This is a genomic window from Chitinophaga sp. 22308 (assembly GCF_052045305.1).
In the GTDB taxonomy this organism is placed as follows: domain Bacteria; phylum Bacteroidota; class Bacteroidia; order Chitinophagales; family Chitinophagaceae; genus Chitinophaga; species Chitinophaga varians_A.
Window position 1 is genome coordinate 81,316 of the sequence record NZ_JBQEOP010000003.1, and the last position, 13,986, is coordinate 95,301.

Consider the following 13,986-nt stretch of genomic DNA (forward strand, 5'->3'; position numbering starts at 1 on the left):
CTCAAAAATGCAGTAACTTCCGTCATGCAAAGGCGCAAATCGGGGAATGCACGCAAAAGTACCGCTTTCTCCCTTTGCCGGACAAAACTAAGAATATGCAGAACAGCTCACTCATCGATGCCGCCAGAGACTTTGTGATGGCCCAGTACCAGCAACACCCACATCCAGAACTGGTATATCACAACCTTGAACATACGCTGCAGGTGGTAAAAGCAGCCGCTCAGATCGCCGCCCATTACCGCCTTCAGGACGAAGAACTACAAGCCGTTTACGTTGCTGCATGGTTTCACGATGCCGGCTATCTGATAGGAGAAGCAGGCAAACACGAAGAAAACGGTGCAACGGAAGCTGTCAACTTCCTGCAAAGCCAGCAGGCGCCTGAAAGTATACAGGCCATGGTAAAAGGCGCTATCCTGGCCACTAAAATGCCACAGTCGCCTCATAACCTGGTAGAACAAATCGTTTGTGATGCAGACCTGTTCCACCTCGGCTCCAAAGATTTCGCCGACCGCAACAAACTGCTGCGTAAAGAAGTGGAGATGAGGAACCAACAGGAAGTGCCCACCAGTACCTGGCTGGCCGGCAATATCAAATTTCTCACTGCACACCACTACTGGACCGACTACGCGCAGACCTACACCAAACAACAAAAAGAAGAAAACCTGCAGAAGCTGTATAAAAAAATGGAAAAAAAATCGGCCGAAGCCGCTGAAGCAGCAACCACGCCGGTAGCCGCAGCTGCCGACAATGCCGCCACGCCCGATGCTCAGCTGCTGGAGAAAAATAAAAAGAAGGAAAAAGATAAAAAACCCGACCGCGGCGTAGAGACGATGTTCCGCATTACCTCCACCAACCATATCCGGTTAAGCTCCATGGCCGACAGCAAAGCACATATCATGATATCGGTTAACTCCATTATCATTTCCTTTATGCTCTCGGTACTGGTACGGCGGATAGAAGACTATCCCAATATGGTCATCCCGGCCATTATCTTCCTGGTCACCTCTGTCACCACCATCATTTTTGCGGTGCTGGCCACCCGGCCCAATGTCACCAGCGGAACTTTCACCAGGGAAGATATCAACAACAAAAACGCCAACCTGCTTTTCTTCGGTAACTTCTACAGGATGAAGCTGGATGAATATGAATGGGGCATGAGAAAGATGATGGACGACGCTGATTTCCTCTATGGCAGCATGACCAAAGACGTATATCACCTTGGCGTGGTACTGGCCCACAAATACAAACTGCTCCGCATCTCCTATAACGTATTTATGTTTGGCCTGATATCGTCCGTGCTGGCCTTCATGATCGCAGCCATCTTTTTCCCGGTAAAAGCATAAGTATTCATGGCTATTCCTTTATATAACCGCGATCTCAGCTGGTTGTCCTTCAACCACAGGGTTTTGCAGATGGCTGCCGATCCACAGGTACCACTATACGAACGCATTAAATTTCTGTCCATCTTCTCTTCCAACCTCGATGAGTTTTTCCGCGTCAGAATGCCTGCCATACTGGCTATTAACAAGGTGTTGGAACGAGACCCGGATGCCGCCGGTGAAGAATCTCCCACCCCGGAAACATTACAGGAAGTGATGGACACCATCAACCGGCAGCAGGAAGAATACGGGAAGATATTTACCGGTATGTTGTTGCCGGCCATGCAACAACAAGGTATCACGCTGTTCTACGGCACGGGGCTGGCGCCGGAACTGGCCGCCCGTACCCGGGCTTACTTCCAGGCTGCCGTACAGGCCTGGCTGCAACCTGTGTGGCTCAGCCACCGGCATAAAAAGTTTTTCCCGGAGAACAATGCCCTGTACCTCGTGGTGACAGTCAGTCCGCAGGGTACGCCCGATAAACAGGAAATTGTGCTGGTGAATATTCCCTCCGGTCTGAAACGCTTCCTGACACTGGACGCACCTGACGGGCAATTTCATATCGCCTTCCTTGATGATATTATCCGGGCCCATCTCCCCTACCTTTTCCGCGGCTACATTATCCATCAGAGCTATTGCATCAAACTGACGCGTAACGCGGAAATAGATATGGACGAGATGAAAGGTGATGTGCTGGAAGAAGTAGAAACTATGATCCGCAAGCGGGAACTGGGCGTGCCCACCCGCTTCCTGTATGACGCCTCCATGCCGTTGTCATTGCGTAACTTCCTCGCCGGCCAGTTTGAAGCTGCCGATAATGAAATGGTGCCCGGCGGCCGTTACCACAACCTGAAAGACCTGGCAGACCTGCCCATGCCGGCAGGCCTTTCCGGCGCCCTGTATCCCAAAGCCAGGCCGGTAGTGCAGCCGGAAGCTGCTGCTGCAGACTATCTGCTGGACCTGATACAGCGCAAGGACCTGCTGCTGCATCTCCCCTACGAGCAGTACGACCCGGTGTTAAGGTTCTTCAGTGAAGCCGCCGTAGACCCCGACGTGGAAGAGATATATGTAACCCTTTACCGGATCGCCTCCGGCTCACAGATAGCACAGGCGCTGATCAGCGCCGCGCAAAACGGGAAAGCCGTGACCGTCTTCGTAGAGCTCAAGGCCCGTTTTGATGAAGCGAATAATATCCGCTGGTCCAAGAAAATGAAAGAAGCCGGTGTGAAACTGATTTACAGTATCCCCGGCATGAAAGTACATGCCAAAACAGCGCTGGTAAAGCGCCGCCGCGGCTACCTCTGGGACTATTCCGGTTTGATCGCCACTGGCAACTTCAACGAAAGCACTGCCCGTTTTTACACCGACCATGTGCTGTTTACCGCTCATGCCGGCATCACGCGGGAAATGGAACTGTTGTTCCTCTACCTGCAAAGCCGGGAGCAGCCGATGGCTTACCATTTTCTCCAATTTGAGCATCTGCTGGTAGCACAGTTTAATATGCTTACCCGCTTCACGGATATGATAGACCGGGAGATCGCGAATGCACAAAAGGGCCTGCCGGCGAAGGTTACCGTGAAAATCAATAACCTCCAGGAGAAATCGATGATCGCGAAACTGTACGAAGCCCGCCAGGCGGGCGTGGAAGTGGACCTGATTGTCCGCAGCATCAACTGTCTGCAGACAGGTATCCCTGAAAGCGATGGTATCCGCATTGTGCGTATCGTGGACCGTTACCTCGAACACGCACGGGTGTTTATCTTCCATAACAGCGGACGCGAAGAGGTGTATATGGGCTCGGCCGACTGGATGAACCGGAACCTGCGCCGCCGTATTGAAGTATGCGTGCCCGTATATGACGCCGCTCTACGCCAACAGCTGAAAGACATCGTTTCTTTGCAGCTGGCCGACAGTCATCAGGCGCAGCAAGCCATTCAGGCTTATGTGCAAAATATAGTGTAAATTAGACAGGATGAATAAATCGATTTTTATGAAGAAGATGGTATGGGCATTGCTCCTCGGACTGTTTTTCGCCCTGCCGGCGATGAAGGTCCAGGCGCAAACACATGACCTGGAACACATTTACAACCCTTCCGCAGATGCTAAGGCGGATATAGCCGCTGCCGTTAAACAGGCCGCTGCAGAGAAAAAACATGTGCTGTTACAGATAGGTGGCAACTGGTGCATCTGGTGCAAACGGCTGTACAAGTTCGTGGAAGATGACGCAGAGCTGAAAGCTGCTATGGACAAGAACTTTGTGGTATATCACCTCAACTACAGCAAAGAAAACAAAAACCTGCCTGTCCTGAAAGAACTGGGATATCCACAGCGTTTCGGTTTCCCGGTACTGGTAGTACTGGACTCCAAAGGCAACCGGCTGCATACGCAGAATACAGGTCTGCTGGAATCCGCGGACTCCTATGACAAAAAGAAACTGACGGAGTTCTTCAAACAATGGTCACCAGCTGCTTTGCAGCCTTCCAATTACGTCAACGAATAATATTGCCATGAATAACGGCATGACCACTTTCAATACGGATGCTGTGCATACTTTTATAAAGTTTGCGCAGCATCCGTTTAAGTTTAGGGCTTACCTCTTCTGGAAGCTGCCGGCCGCATGGCTGGCCGGGGTGCGGATGCAGTCCATCACAGAAGACGCCTGTACCACCTCCGTCCCGTTCCGCTGGCTGTCACAGAACCCGTTCCGGTCCACTTACTTCGCCTGCCTCGCTATGGCCGCAGAAATGAGCACCGGCCTGCCTGCCATGATGTATGTTCAGAGTGCGCCAAAACGTATATCCATGCTTGTTACCGGACTGGAATCCACCTTTGTGAAAAAAGCCACCGGCCTTACCTACTTCACCTGTAAAGACCTTCCGGCGCTGAAAGAAGCCATCAGCAAGGCCATGAACCAGGAGGAAGCGGTCACCGCTACCCTACACAGCGAAGGCAGGGACAAACAAGGCACACTAATTGCCTCGTTCGCTATCACCTGGTCTTTTAAAGGAAAATCATAAAATGGTGGTCATCACCCTAAATCAAGGATATGAAAATAGCATTCCATGGTGCGGCCCGCACCGTTACCGGCTCCAAGCACCTAATTACACTAAAGAACGGAAAGAAGGTTTTATTGGACTGCGGCATGTTTCAGGGCATGGGCGCAGAAACAGATGAATTGAACAGGGACTTTGGTTTTGACCCGGCCGAAATCACCTATATGGTCCTCTCCCACGCCCATATTGACCACTCCGGCCTGATTCCCCGCCTGGTGAAAATGGGCTATAACGGCGATATCTACTGCACGCCCGGTACCCGTGACATGACGGAGATACTGCTGCTCGACTCAGCAGAAATACAGGAAGATGATGTGAAGTTCACCAACAAAAAAAGAGCAAACGAAGGCAAACCATATGTGCTGCCACTTTACACCGTGGAAGACGCCAAAAGCGCGATCCGTTTCCTCAAACCTGTCAGCAACTACAACACCTGGATCAACATTGATCCGGACATACAACTCATGTTCACCGATGCCGGACATATTGTAGGGGCGGCTTCCGTACACCTGCGTATCACGGAAAACGGCAAAACAGAACAGATTACTTTCAGCGGTGACATCGGCCGGTATAATGATGCCATCCTCAAATCACCCGCTACTTTCCCACAGGCAGATTACGTCCTCATTGAGTCTACCTACGGCAGCACCCTGCATGCTGACGCGGCTCCCGCCGATGCGGAATTACTGCGTTACATCCGGGAAACCTGCGTTGAAAAAAGAGGGAAACTGATTATCCCTGCTTTCAGCGTAGGCCGTACCCAGGAACTGCTGTACGCATTAAACAAGGCACAGCTGAACGGCACCCTGCCGAAAGTGGACATCTTTGTGGACAGCCCCCTGTCTACCGAAGCTACAGCCGTGACCAAAGCGCATCCGGAAGTATTTAACCGCGAAGTATCTGACGTGTTGAAACGCGATGATGATCCGTTCGATTTCCCCGGACTGCACTATATAAAGTCTGTGGACGAATCCAAAGGACTTAACTTCCGCAAAGAGCCCTGCGTGATCATCTCCGCCTCCGGTATGGCGGAAGCAGGCCGTGTGAAACATCATATCGCCAACAACATTGATGAAGAAAGAAACACCATTCTCATCGTTGGCTATTGCGAACCACAATCACTCGGTGGCCGCCTGATGAGAGGCAACAAAGAAGTATCTATCTACGGCACCCGTTATGCCGTGAAAGCAGAAGTAGGCGTTATCCGCTCCATGAGCGCACACGGCGACTACGAAGACCTGAGCCAGTGGCTCTCCTGCCAGCATCCGGGCGATATAAAGAAGTTATTCCTCGTACATGGTGAATACGATGTGCAGACGATCTTCAAAAACTGGTTGCTCAAAAAAGGATTTTTGGATATCGAAATCCCGGAAAGGCATTATGAAATTGGGCTGAGATAATTTATCTATAAAAAAGAAAAACGGATTACGGGCCTCCTTCGTAATCCGTTTTTTTATTCATGTACATAAGGAAACCAGATATTCACCCTTGTTCCGGTTGCATTTCCGGCGCCGTCATTCAGGTCTTCGATATCAAAACTGGCATCCATATTAAAGCGGCTGTTATATAGTTGTAGCCTGTCTCGTGTAATCTGCAGTCCGCGGGAGTAATGCTGCGTGTCCATTTTCCGCAGCGCTGCCGACTTCGCCCTGCCGATGCCATTATCTTCTATTGTACATAGCACCCTGTCGCCTACACGTGCAAACATGATCCGGATCTTTCCCTGGTCAGGGATATGCAAAATGCCATGCCAGATGGCGTTTTCCACGAAAGGCTGCAGGATCATGGTGGGTATCTCCACAAAATCCTGTTCCAGCTCAGGGTCTACGACAAATTCATATTCGAAGGCATCTGCAAAGCGCAGTTTTTCCAGTTCAAGATAGTTAGTAAGCATGTTCACCTCTTTAGATACCGGTATGTTATTCAGCTGGGAGTTGTCCAGCACATTCCGGATAAGCCGTGCAAAACGCGCGAGGTAAGCGAGCGCCTGTTCTGTTTCACTCTTCATCATAAACGTCTGAATAGAATTCAGCGCATTGAAAATAAAGTGCGGGTTCATTTGCGCGCGCAGGGCTTTCATTTCCAGCTGGGCCATCTGTTGCTGGATGGCGGCCCTTTCCCGGGCTTCTTTCTTTACAGAAGTAATACGCAGCCGGATATACAGGTATACCAGGCCGAGTGCCAGCAGCAGGCACAGTACACGGAACCAGGGCGTTTGCCAGAACGCCGGCCGGATAAATATTTTCAGCTCGCTGATATGCAGCGAGGTAGTCCCGGCAGCGTTGACGGCCCTTACCCGGAAAGTATAATTCCCCGGTGCAAGATTGGTGTATTTGGCCACCAGTATATTTTCCGCACTTACCCAGTCTTCATCCAGCCCTTCCAGCTGATAGAAATATCGGATTTTTTCCTGATGATAAGACAGGCTTTTGAATTCTATACTGATGATATTCTGGCGGTGATTCAGCTCTACCGGCGTGTTGCCCCGCAGTGCTTCCTCTATCAATATAATGCTGTCCAACGCTTTCATGTTAACGATGGTAACATCAGGCGGAGGCGGCGCCACCTCCAGCTTATCAGGTTCAAACACCACAAAATGGTCTGACGCGCCTACCAGCAGCCGGCCGTCTTTCAGCCAGGAGATGCGGCGGCGCACCTTGCGCGAGTTATCGATGATATCATCGTTCTGTGTAAAAGTCTCCAGCTTTCCGCGCGGGATGGTATACCGGTAAAAGCCATAGGGCGTGATAAACCAGAATTTTTCGGGCGTGTCCTCGCGTATATTCAGCACCCACTCATCGAAGAGCTGTCCGTCGATTCTGACAGGCACGTAAGTGCCCTGGCGGGTGTTGTACATCCACAGCCCGTGGTCAGTTCCGGCCAACAATGTACTGTCATTAAATCTTACCAATGAAGTGACATTATTATAGCTGTGTTGTAACCATTCAAAATTCTGACGCGCAACGATTTTGCGGGTATGCGGATTAAAGAGAATTAACCCTCCTCCGCTGGAAGCCAGCCATAACAAAGAATCTTTTTCCGGTACGATTTGCAGCACGGACAAAGGCCGCTTCAGCGAATCCGTGATTTCGTGGTAATAGCGAAACTCGTTGGCACGCGGGTTCCAGCTGGCCAGTCCGCGTTTGTAAAGCCCTATCCATACGGCAGTATCGCCTTGCACCAGCATGCGTAATAATGTTTGTTCATGCAGCGCCGGTGAGGTAAGATGCCGGATAAACCGCCCGGTGGCAGGATTAAAAAGCGACAAGTTACCATTTTCCTGTCCTACAAGGATAATACCGTTTTTCAGTTCAGCGAAAGTCCAAACCAGTCCGCGTTGTTCCGGAATGGTGGTAGCAGTATCTTCCCCGTGAAAATAGTTGCCCAGCAACTGCAGGCGGGAAGACAGGCGGCTAAACCCTTTTCCCCAGTATCCTACATATACGTCACCGTTACTGGCCTGGAAGATGCCTGTCACCTCAGCTGCCGGCAGCCGTTCTTTTGTTTTTTGAAAAACGGTGCGGTGGTCCAGCATCCGGAAAGAAGTGTTGTGAATACTGAGGATATTCACACCCCGGTCGGTACCTATCCAGAGATGGCCTTCCCGGTCGCTTAGCATGCAATTGGCTTCGTAGTCGTAGTGGAACCCACGCTCGTCGGCGTTGTTGCTGGTGATGTTAAAATCAAAACGCCGCAGGGAGTCGTTGAACCGGAAGATGCCGCCTTTTTCCGTAGCGACCCACAGGTCTTTGTTGCCGTCGGTCATCACATCAAAGATATGGTCTGCGTCAGGCGTATTGAAGCGGTATTCCTGCAGTCTGTTGACCGCCGGCTCATACTGGTACAAAATACCTTGCCGGCCGGCCATCCATATATGATGGCGGTTGTCGGTATAGATTTTTTTAAAGCTGTTGTGGATATCCAGTACAGGCAGATGGCGGGGATTATTAGCGGGTGAATACAGCTGTTTCCGGTCATGGTCCAGGATATAGAGATGCGTTGCTCCACTTATCCACAGGTTGCCGGATTCATCCTCCATAATGGCGTCCTGCATTTCAAGGCGGTCGGCCTCCGGTATCATGGCCGCTTTGTGAAAACTGAAGGAGGCTTCATCAAACTGCATAAGGCCATCGCGGGTAGTGGCCCATATGACGCCGTTATGGTCCTGTATGATATTACTGCATTGCAGTCCTTCCGGCAGCTCCGCTCTGTTGGCAACTTTGAGCGTCCTGATAAGCATCGTCACCGGATCGTATACACGGATATTGTCGGGGGTCCCCATCCAGATGCGGCCGCGGCTGTCTTCACAGAGACAGATATCGTCATAATAGATGGAACCTGGCACGCGGTCGAAGTTGGCCATAGTGACCAGGTTGGTGCCGTCGTACCGTTGCAGCGCCGTACTGGCGATCCAGATAAACCCTTTGCGGTCCTGCAGGATAGCCGAAACGTGATTACTCGCGAGGCCATTGCTGATATCCAGATGCCGGAAATGATAAGATATGTTTTCCTCCTGCGCAGCGGCAGTAAGCGTTACACACAGGAAACACAACAGACAATGCAGATATTTCTTGATGTGATACCGTAATGGGGCGACGGACCAGATAAACTGTTCGATCATGGCATTCAGGAAAAAAGTGGCTGTGAGTTAAAAGTACTAAATGTTACCATGATATTACAAATAACTATCAGCCCCTTTTTAGTTTTTCCTAAAATCAGACGGACGGGAAGCGCAAAATCGTAAAAGGCATCACTGAACTGCCCCACGGCTGAGTACCTCACCGCGTAAGTTATCCCGGAAACCGGCAGGCACCAAGCAATAACTACAGGCTCATACCGCCATCCATCACAAGTTCTGCACCGGTGACAAAAGAAGCCGCGTCGCCGGAGAGTTGTACCACCATCTTCCCGATGTCGCCGGCTTTTCCCATATGCTTCAGCGGAATACGGTCAACGATCCATGATTTCACGCCTTTGAGCTCCTCTTCGCTATAGCCTTGCTTATGCAGGATCTCCGTTTCAATGGGCCCGGGGCTGATGGCATTCACCCTTATTTTCCGCGGCGCCAGCTCTATGGCCGCAATCTTCATCACGGCATTTAATGCTGCCTTGCTGGAGGAGTAAATGGAAGAATGGGCAACGTTCATGCTGGCGGTATTAGAGGAAAGGAATATCACTGATGCGCCATCCTTCAGGACAGGGATAAACCTGCTCAACGTAAAATAGGCGCCTTTGAAGTTCACGTCTATCACCTGATCAAATATTTCTTCCGTTGCCTGTTCAATGCCCGCTCCCGCCAGAACGCCGGCGTTGATAAACAGAATATCTATAGCTCCATATGCAGTCTTAACAGTATCCGCCAGGCTTTCAATGGCGATAAGGTTTCCCTGGTCGGCCACAATACCGGTGACCCCCAGTTCAGCCGCGGCTGTTTCGATGGCTTCTTTCCGCCGGCCTGTAATGATCACTGTCGCGCCCTGTTGTTTTAATTCCTTTGCTGTAGCGTAACCGATACCGCTGTTGCCGCCGGTCACCACGGCTATTTTACCTTTTAACTGTTCCATGATGATGATTTATTAATTCCTGACAAAGGTATGGGCAAACTGGTATAACTTTGTAACCAGTATAACAGAGTATACCAGTATGCCAGACAAAAAACGGTTGGAAGAAATAGCGGAAGTACTGAGTAATCCGCGTAACCAGAAAGATGAGCTGCAGGCATTGCAGGATACGATTTATGTGATCGGAGGTAAATGGCGGCTACCTATTATCAACTCCATCTGCAATGGGAACAAACGTTTCCGCGAGATAGAGCGTAGCATTCCGGGCATTACCACGAGGATGTTGTCGAGAGAATTAAAAGAGATGGAAGCCAATCAGCTGATTAAAAGGACGGTCATTGCATCCTCCCCGGTGCTGGTAGAATATACCGCTACCGGCTATTGCCGTTCATTCGGGGACATTATCCTGGAGATGATCAAATGGGGGAAAGCACACAGGAAGAAGATTATCAGGAAGCTGGAGAAGGAATAATGGTAGGTAGTGGCTGGCAGCACAAAGACAGCCGGCCACTATCCTGAACTTTCTAACCTACATCAACCACATGCAATGGTCGGCCATGGTATACTGATACAGTAGGGAGATCTTGTGTTACACCATCTGGTGTTTATGCACTCGGAACTTGCGGTTTCACTGAGAACGGCACCTTGGTGTTCTAAATTTAAATGAACTAATGTCACTTTATTAAGGGAAATCTTTCTCTGTATATCAATGTGTTTCTTTTTCATAACATACATATTGAAGATGAAAGGAACTCATCTGCTGCATACCCGGTATGCAACAGGGTGAGTTCCGGTAAAACTTCAGGTCAAAGGCAGACTAGAGTACGGTGAGGCCTGGTGGGGCAAGACGGATCATAACTATCACATCTTATGCACCTGGTGTTCAGACAACGCGCTACATTTGTATCACCCCCATGAACAGCGCTCTGCTCTTCATAATTCAAATGGGCCAATGATACTTTTTTAAGGGAGACTTTTTTCTGCAAATCAATGCTTTTCTTTTTCATAACATACGTATTGGATGAACGTTTAAAGTGAAAGCCGAAATGCTGTATAAGCATTGCAGCAACAGTAAAAAAGCACCTAACGGAGAGGCCTCCAAATCAAACGCACACCAGGGTCCGGTGAGGTTTGCTGGGGCAGGACGGGTCATAACTGTCGCAACCATCGCATCGGGTATCCGCGCACCTTGCGCTCACTGCGCCACCGTAAACAATGCGCTGTTGTTCAAAATTCAAATGGGCCAACGTTACTTTTTTAAGAGCGACTTTTTTTTGCAGGAGAATGTTTTTCTTTTTCATAACATACATATTGGATTAACATTAAAAAGGGAATCTCAGGTGATGCCGCTTGTATGACGGACATCCGGGAATTCAGGGAAGAACGATTGCTGTTTTTAAATTTCAGGTCACCAACAGATCAATGTTCGGTGAGGCCTGGTCGGGCAGGATGGATCATAGCTGTCGCAACCGTCGCATCGGGTGTCCGCGCATCTTACGCTGACTGCACCGCCACGGACCGCTTTTTGCTGATCATAGTTCAGATTGGCCAATACTACTTTTTTAAGAGAGACTTTTTTCTGCAGGAGAATGTTTTTCTTTTTCATACCGTGTGTATTTGATGAGTATCAAATATACTTCCAGGTGCTGCACAACACTGTCAGTAACAACAGAAACCCTGGCGGTACAAGAGGTTCCGCCTGCAGATGCCTTGCAGCACACGACGTATGTTATCAGGGAAAATTATGAAAGTCCCAGTTCCGCGGACATACTTTCAAATATGTGGATATCGTCTTTTATGGCATGCAGGTCCTGCATTTTGCTCAATTGTTTTTTTAATGTTTGGTGCAACTGTTTCGCAGTCTTCAGGTCTTCCGATCGCTGTGCGATGCTCATTTTTAATACCATCAGTTTAAACGTGATGTCTGGCTCATCTCCTGCATCGTCCTTCAGCGCTTTTTCAATTGTCCTGATAGCTGCGGCAGCATCTTCTTTCCCATTGGCGAGCCTGTCTGCCAGCTCATAGGCTTTGCTAAGCGCAGTACCGCTTGCCGGCCTCTTTCCGTTTTCTTCAAAGAGCAGACTGTCTTTTTTCGCAATAGGCTGACCGATCCTGATATAATTGCCGGAAGGGTCAACAATAACAAACTGTCTGGCGCCATAGGCAGGCATATCTTTGAGCTGGTTGATCCTGGGTATCCCTTTGAGCGGAATTTTGCCGTATAGCGCTTTCAGTCCCGTCCTGCAGTTATTGTAAAACGTATCAATGTCATTTACCCTGAGAAAGCAGGTACTGAAATTGGTTTCCAGTTTAATTTGTTTTAAGCCGAAGAAATGTATTTCGATGTCTTTGATTTTAAGCCCGATGTAGTTGTTGGGGGCTTTTTGCTGGTAGGTGATAATGGCGCCAAGGGCTTTATAAAAGTTCAGGGTATCATTAATGGCAATGCTTGGCAGTAGCGGTATCGCGAAGTTTTCCATCAGAAACAGGTTGAACAGTACATATTAAAAACAACATTGCCTAACAAGTAACTGTTAGGCAATGTTGTTTTTCTTCGTACCACGTACGGGAATCGAACCCGTGATTCCTCCGTGAAAGGGAGGCGTCTTAACCCCTTGACCAACGCGGCGTTTCCGTTTTGGGATTGCAAAGATAGGGAATAGTTTTACATCACAAAATTTTTTTCAAATATTTTTTCGGGAGATGATTAACAAGATCAATTTACTTGTGGATCAGTCCCGCAATCAGGTTGATCGTTAATGCCATTACAAACGTATTGAGCAGGTAGGATATCAATCCATGCACCAGCACTGTGCGCCGGATAATACGGTTCCCGATCTCCACGTCCGAAACCTGGAAAGTCATCCCGATCACAAAAGAGAAATAGGCGAAGTCCAGGTAATCAGGATATTTCTCCTGGGGGAAGTCAAGTCCTCCGGCATGACGGGAAGCATCTTTTTCATCATCGTCATAAAACAGGTGCGCATAGTGGAAACTGTACGTTGTATGCACCAGCGCCCAGGACGACAGGATGCCGACAATGGCCACCGGCAGGTAAATCGTTGTCTCAGCGGGTTCATTGGACACCATCACCAATGCCACAATGATCATACTGGCAAATGAAGATACCAGCAGAAAAATAGTCACGAAGGTACGGCTGCCGTCATCCACACGTGCCCATGCACGAATTTCAGGCACCTTACGCCGCACAAATACCAGCCAGGCGGTAGCTATATAGGAAAGCGCAAAAACGTCCCATAAAAGCACGGAAAACACCAAAGGACTGACAGGCACGCGGCATATTTGCAGTATTGCCCAAACGAGCGCTGTAAGGCCAAGACTGATCATTACACGCCGCAGAGGATAAAGGCGGAGCACATCATTAAGCATTCTCCGTTTTGCCATAAAGTTGTTGGTTTGAAATATATGTTATTAAAAGTAGCATTTTTATACAGGGCGTGTACGGGATTTTATCGACTGATGTCAGCCCATGGCCCGGTGTTGCGGAAAGATGCGGGAAATGCCTCTGGCTTTTACAATGGCGGGCGTTACCCTGCATGCATCGTACACCCGTTCAATCTTGTCGCGGATACGGTCTATGTCCTGGGGATAAGAATAAAACCTGTTATCCTCTGTTATGGAACCGTCATCATATGTGTAGATAAAAGGTCTGTCCACCCCATTCATCGTGCGGTAAAAATTACGGAGCGGCTCCGGAAACGGGAAACCCATTTCTTTTTCAAAAGCCTGTAGCTCCTCTCCCGAAAGGCCGGGTAACCATTTTGTACCGGGATTTACGCTTACATAAGGATCATTGAGCTCTAATTGCGCCCATTTTGCCTCCGTTTCGACTTTTAAATATTCAAAAAAAGCAAGGGAATTATTTGGTTTCATGGCAATAGAGAGAAGAAAAAAAATTGTCTAAAGGTAATGTCCACCTGGAATTAGGGTCACTGAAAAACAGCAGCAGCGCTAAAGCATAAAAAAGAAGAG

General features: G+C 49.2%; 15 protein-coding genes and 1 tRNA gene. 6 read left to right on the forward strand and 10 right to left on the reverse strand.

Annotated features, from left to right (window positions below):
• Positions 1–95: 95 nt before the first annotated feature.
• From ACTJJS_RS12020 to ACTJJS_RS12040, 5 genes are read left to right on the forward strand one after another with little or no spacing between them, the layout of a single operon-like run.
• A complete protein-coding gene (locus ACTJJS_RS12020; RefSeq protein WP_440663857.1) occupies positions 96–1,343 on the forward strand; it encodes a Pycsar system effector family protein in 1,248 nt (415 codons plus the stop codon).
• A gap of 6 nt (positions 1,344–1,349) precedes the next feature.
• Positions 1,350–3,341, forward strand: coding sequence for a polyphosphate kinase 1 (gene ppk1, locus ACTJJS_RS12025; RefSeq protein WP_440663859.1), 1,992 nt, complete (start codon positions 1,350–1,352; stop codon positions 3,339–3,341).
• 28 nt (positions 3,342–3,369) lie between these two features.
• On the forward strand, positions 3,370–3,879 hold the full coding sequence (locus tag ACTJJS_RS12030; protein ID WP_440663860.1) for a thioredoxin family protein: 510 nt from the start codon (positions 3,370–3,372) through the stop codon (positions 3,877–3,879).
• Positions 3,880–3,886: 7 nt separating this feature from the next.
• A complete protein-coding gene (locus ACTJJS_RS12035) occupies positions 3,887–4,396 on the forward strand; it encodes a DUF4442 domain-containing protein (protein WP_440663862.1) in 510 nt (169 codons plus the stop codon).
• A gap of 29 nt (positions 4,397–4,425) precedes the next feature.
• Positions 4,426–5,832: an MBL fold metallo-hydrolase gene (locus tag ACTJJS_RS12040; RefSeq protein WP_440663863.1), complete on the forward strand. Its 1,407-nt coding sequence runs from the start codon at positions 4,426–4,428 to the stop codon at positions 5,830–5,832.
• 53 nt (positions 5,833–5,885) lie between these two features.
• On the opposite strand, the gene ACTJJS_RS12045 is transcribed toward ACTJJS_RS12040, so the two are convergent.
• Complete coding sequence (locus ACTJJS_RS12045; RefSeq protein ID WP_440663864.1) at positions 5,886–9,053, reverse strand: ligand-binding sensor domain-containing protein; 3,168 nt, start codon at positions 9,051–9,053, stop codon at positions 5,886–5,888.
• A 202-nt stretch (positions 9,054–9,255) separates the two neighbouring features.
• Positions 9,256–9,996, reverse strand: coding sequence for an SDR family oxidoreductase (locus ACTJJS_RS12050; protein WP_440663865.1), 741 nt, complete (start codon positions 9,994–9,996; stop codon positions 9,256–9,258).
• 79 nt (positions 9,997–10,075) lie between these two features.
• On the opposite strand from ACTJJS_RS12050, the gene ACTJJS_RS12055 reads away from it, so the two are divergent.
• A complete protein-coding gene (locus ACTJJS_RS12055) occupies positions 10,076–10,465 on the forward strand; it encodes a winged helix-turn-helix transcriptional regulator (RefSeq protein WP_440663866.1) in 390 nt (129 codons plus the stop codon).
• Between the two features lie 62 nt (positions 10,466–10,527).
• Here ACTJJS_RS12055 and ACTJJS_RS12060 read toward each other — a convergent pair whose 3' ends face one another.
• The 8 genes from ACTJJS_RS12060 to ACTJJS_RS12095 all read right to left on the reverse strand — a co-directional run bounded on the left by ACTJJS_RS12060 (position 10,528) and on the right by ACTJJS_RS12095 (position 13,887).
• On the reverse strand, positions 10,528–10,728 hold the full coding sequence (locus ACTJJS_RS12060; RefSeq protein WP_440663867.1) for a class I lanthipeptide: 201 nt from the start codon (positions 10,726–10,728) through the stop codon (positions 10,528–10,530).
• Between the two features lie 71 nt (positions 10,729–10,799).
• The gene (locus ACTJJS_RS12065; RefSeq protein WP_440663868.1) at positions 10,800–11,054 is read right to left on the reverse strand and encodes a class I lanthipeptide; all 255 of its coding nucleotides are present in this window, start codon (positions 11,052–11,054) and stop codon (positions 10,800–10,802) included.
• A 42-nt stretch (positions 11,055–11,096) separates the two neighbouring features.
• Positions 11,097–11,294, reverse strand: coding sequence for a class I lanthipeptide (locus ACTJJS_RS12070; RefSeq protein WP_440663870.1), 198 nt, complete (start codon positions 11,292–11,294; stop codon positions 11,097–11,099).
• Between the two features lie 107 nt (positions 11,295–11,401).
• Positions 11,402–11,599 carry a class I lanthipeptide gene (locus ACTJJS_RS12075; RefSeq protein ID WP_440663871.1) on the reverse strand — a complete coding sequence of 66 codons (198 nt, stop codon included), beginning with the start codon at positions 11,597–11,599 and terminating at the stop codon, positions 11,402–11,404.
• Between the two features lie 136 nt (positions 11,600–11,735).
• The gene (locus ACTJJS_RS12080) at positions 11,736–12,473 is read right to left on the reverse strand and encodes a hypothetical protein (RefSeq protein ID WP_440663872.1); all 738 of its coding nucleotides are present in this window, start codon (positions 12,471–12,473) and stop codon (positions 11,736–11,738) included.
• A 77-nt stretch (positions 12,474–12,550) separates the two neighbouring features.
• A tRNA-Glu gene (locus ACTJJS_RS12085) sits at positions 12,551–12,622 on the reverse strand.
• A gap of 92 nt (positions 12,623–12,714) precedes the next feature.
• A complete protein-coding gene (locus tag ACTJJS_RS12090) occupies positions 12,715–13,398 on the reverse strand; it encodes a DUF1345 domain-containing protein (protein ID WP_440663873.1) in 684 nt (227 codons plus the stop codon).
• Between the two features lie 78 nt (positions 13,399–13,476).
• The gene (locus ACTJJS_RS12095; RefSeq protein ID WP_440663874.1) at positions 13,477–13,887 is read right to left on the reverse strand and encodes an SMI1/KNR4 family protein; all 411 of its coding nucleotides are present in this window, start codon (positions 13,885–13,887) and stop codon (positions 13,477–13,479) included.
• Positions 13,888–13,986 lie beyond the last annotated feature (99 nt).

Excerpts from the sequence above, each read along its gene's own strand:
- ACTJJS_RS12075 (WP_440663871.1), bottom strand. The coding sequence starts at position 11,599 with ATGAAAAAGAAAAACATTCTCCTGCAGAAAAAAGTCTCTCTTAAAAAA.
- ppk1 (WP_440663859.1), top strand. The coding sequence starts at position 1,350 with ATGGCTATTCCTTTATATAACCGCGATCTCAGCTGGTTGTCCTTCAAC.
- ACTJJS_RS12090 (WP_440663873.1), bottom strand. The coding sequence starts at position 13,398 with ATGGCAAAACGGAGAATGCTTAATGATGTGCTCCGCCTTTATCCTCTG.
- ACTJJS_RS12055 (WP_440663866.1), top strand. The coding sequence starts at position 10,076 with ATGCCAGACAAAAAACGGTTGGAAGAAATAGCGGAAGTACTGAGTAAT.
- ACTJJS_RS12040 (WP_440663863.1), top strand. The coding sequence starts at position 4,426 with ATGAAAATAGCATTCCATGGTGCGGCCCGCACCGTTACCGGCTCCAAG.
- ACTJJS_RS12045 (WP_440663864.1), bottom strand. The coding sequence starts at position 9,053 with ATGATCGAACAGTTTATCTGGTCCGTCGCCCCATTACGGTATCACATC.
- ACTJJS_RS12030 (WP_440663860.1), top strand. The coding sequence starts at position 3,370 with ATGAAGAAGATGGTATGGGCATTGCTCCTCGGACTGTTTTTCGCCCTG.
- ACTJJS_RS12020 (WP_440663857.1), top strand. The coding sequence starts at position 96 with ATGCAGAACAGCTCACTCATCGATGCCGCCAGAGACTTTGTGATGGCC.
- ACTJJS_RS12060 (WP_440663867.1), bottom strand. The coding sequence starts at position 10,728 with ATGTATGTTATGAAAAAGAAACACATTGATATACAGAGAAAGATTTCC.
- ACTJJS_RS12095 (WP_440663874.1), bottom strand. The coding sequence starts at position 13,887 with ATGAAACCAAATAATTCCCTTGCTTTTTTTGAATATTTAAAAGTCGAA.
- ACTJJS_RS12050 (WP_440663865.1), bottom strand. The coding sequence starts at position 9,996 with ATGGAACAGTTAAAAGGTAAAATAGCCGTGGTGACCGGCGGCAACAGC.
- ACTJJS_RS12070 (WP_440663870.1), bottom strand. The coding sequence starts at position 11,294 with ATGAAAAAGAAAAACATTCTCCTGCAAAAAAAAGTCGCTCTTAAAAAA.
- ACTJJS_RS12035 (WP_440663862.1), top strand. The coding sequence starts at position 3,887 with ATGAATAACGGCATGACCACTTTCAATACGGATGCTGTGCATACTTTT.
- ACTJJS_RS12065 (WP_440663868.1), bottom strand. The coding sequence starts at position 11,054 with ATGCTTATACAGCATTTCGGCTTTCACTTTAAACGTTCATCCAATACG.
- ACTJJS_RS12080 (WP_440663872.1), bottom strand. The coding sequence starts at position 12,473 with ATGGAAAACTTCGCGATACCGCTACTGCCAAGCATTGCCATTAATGAT.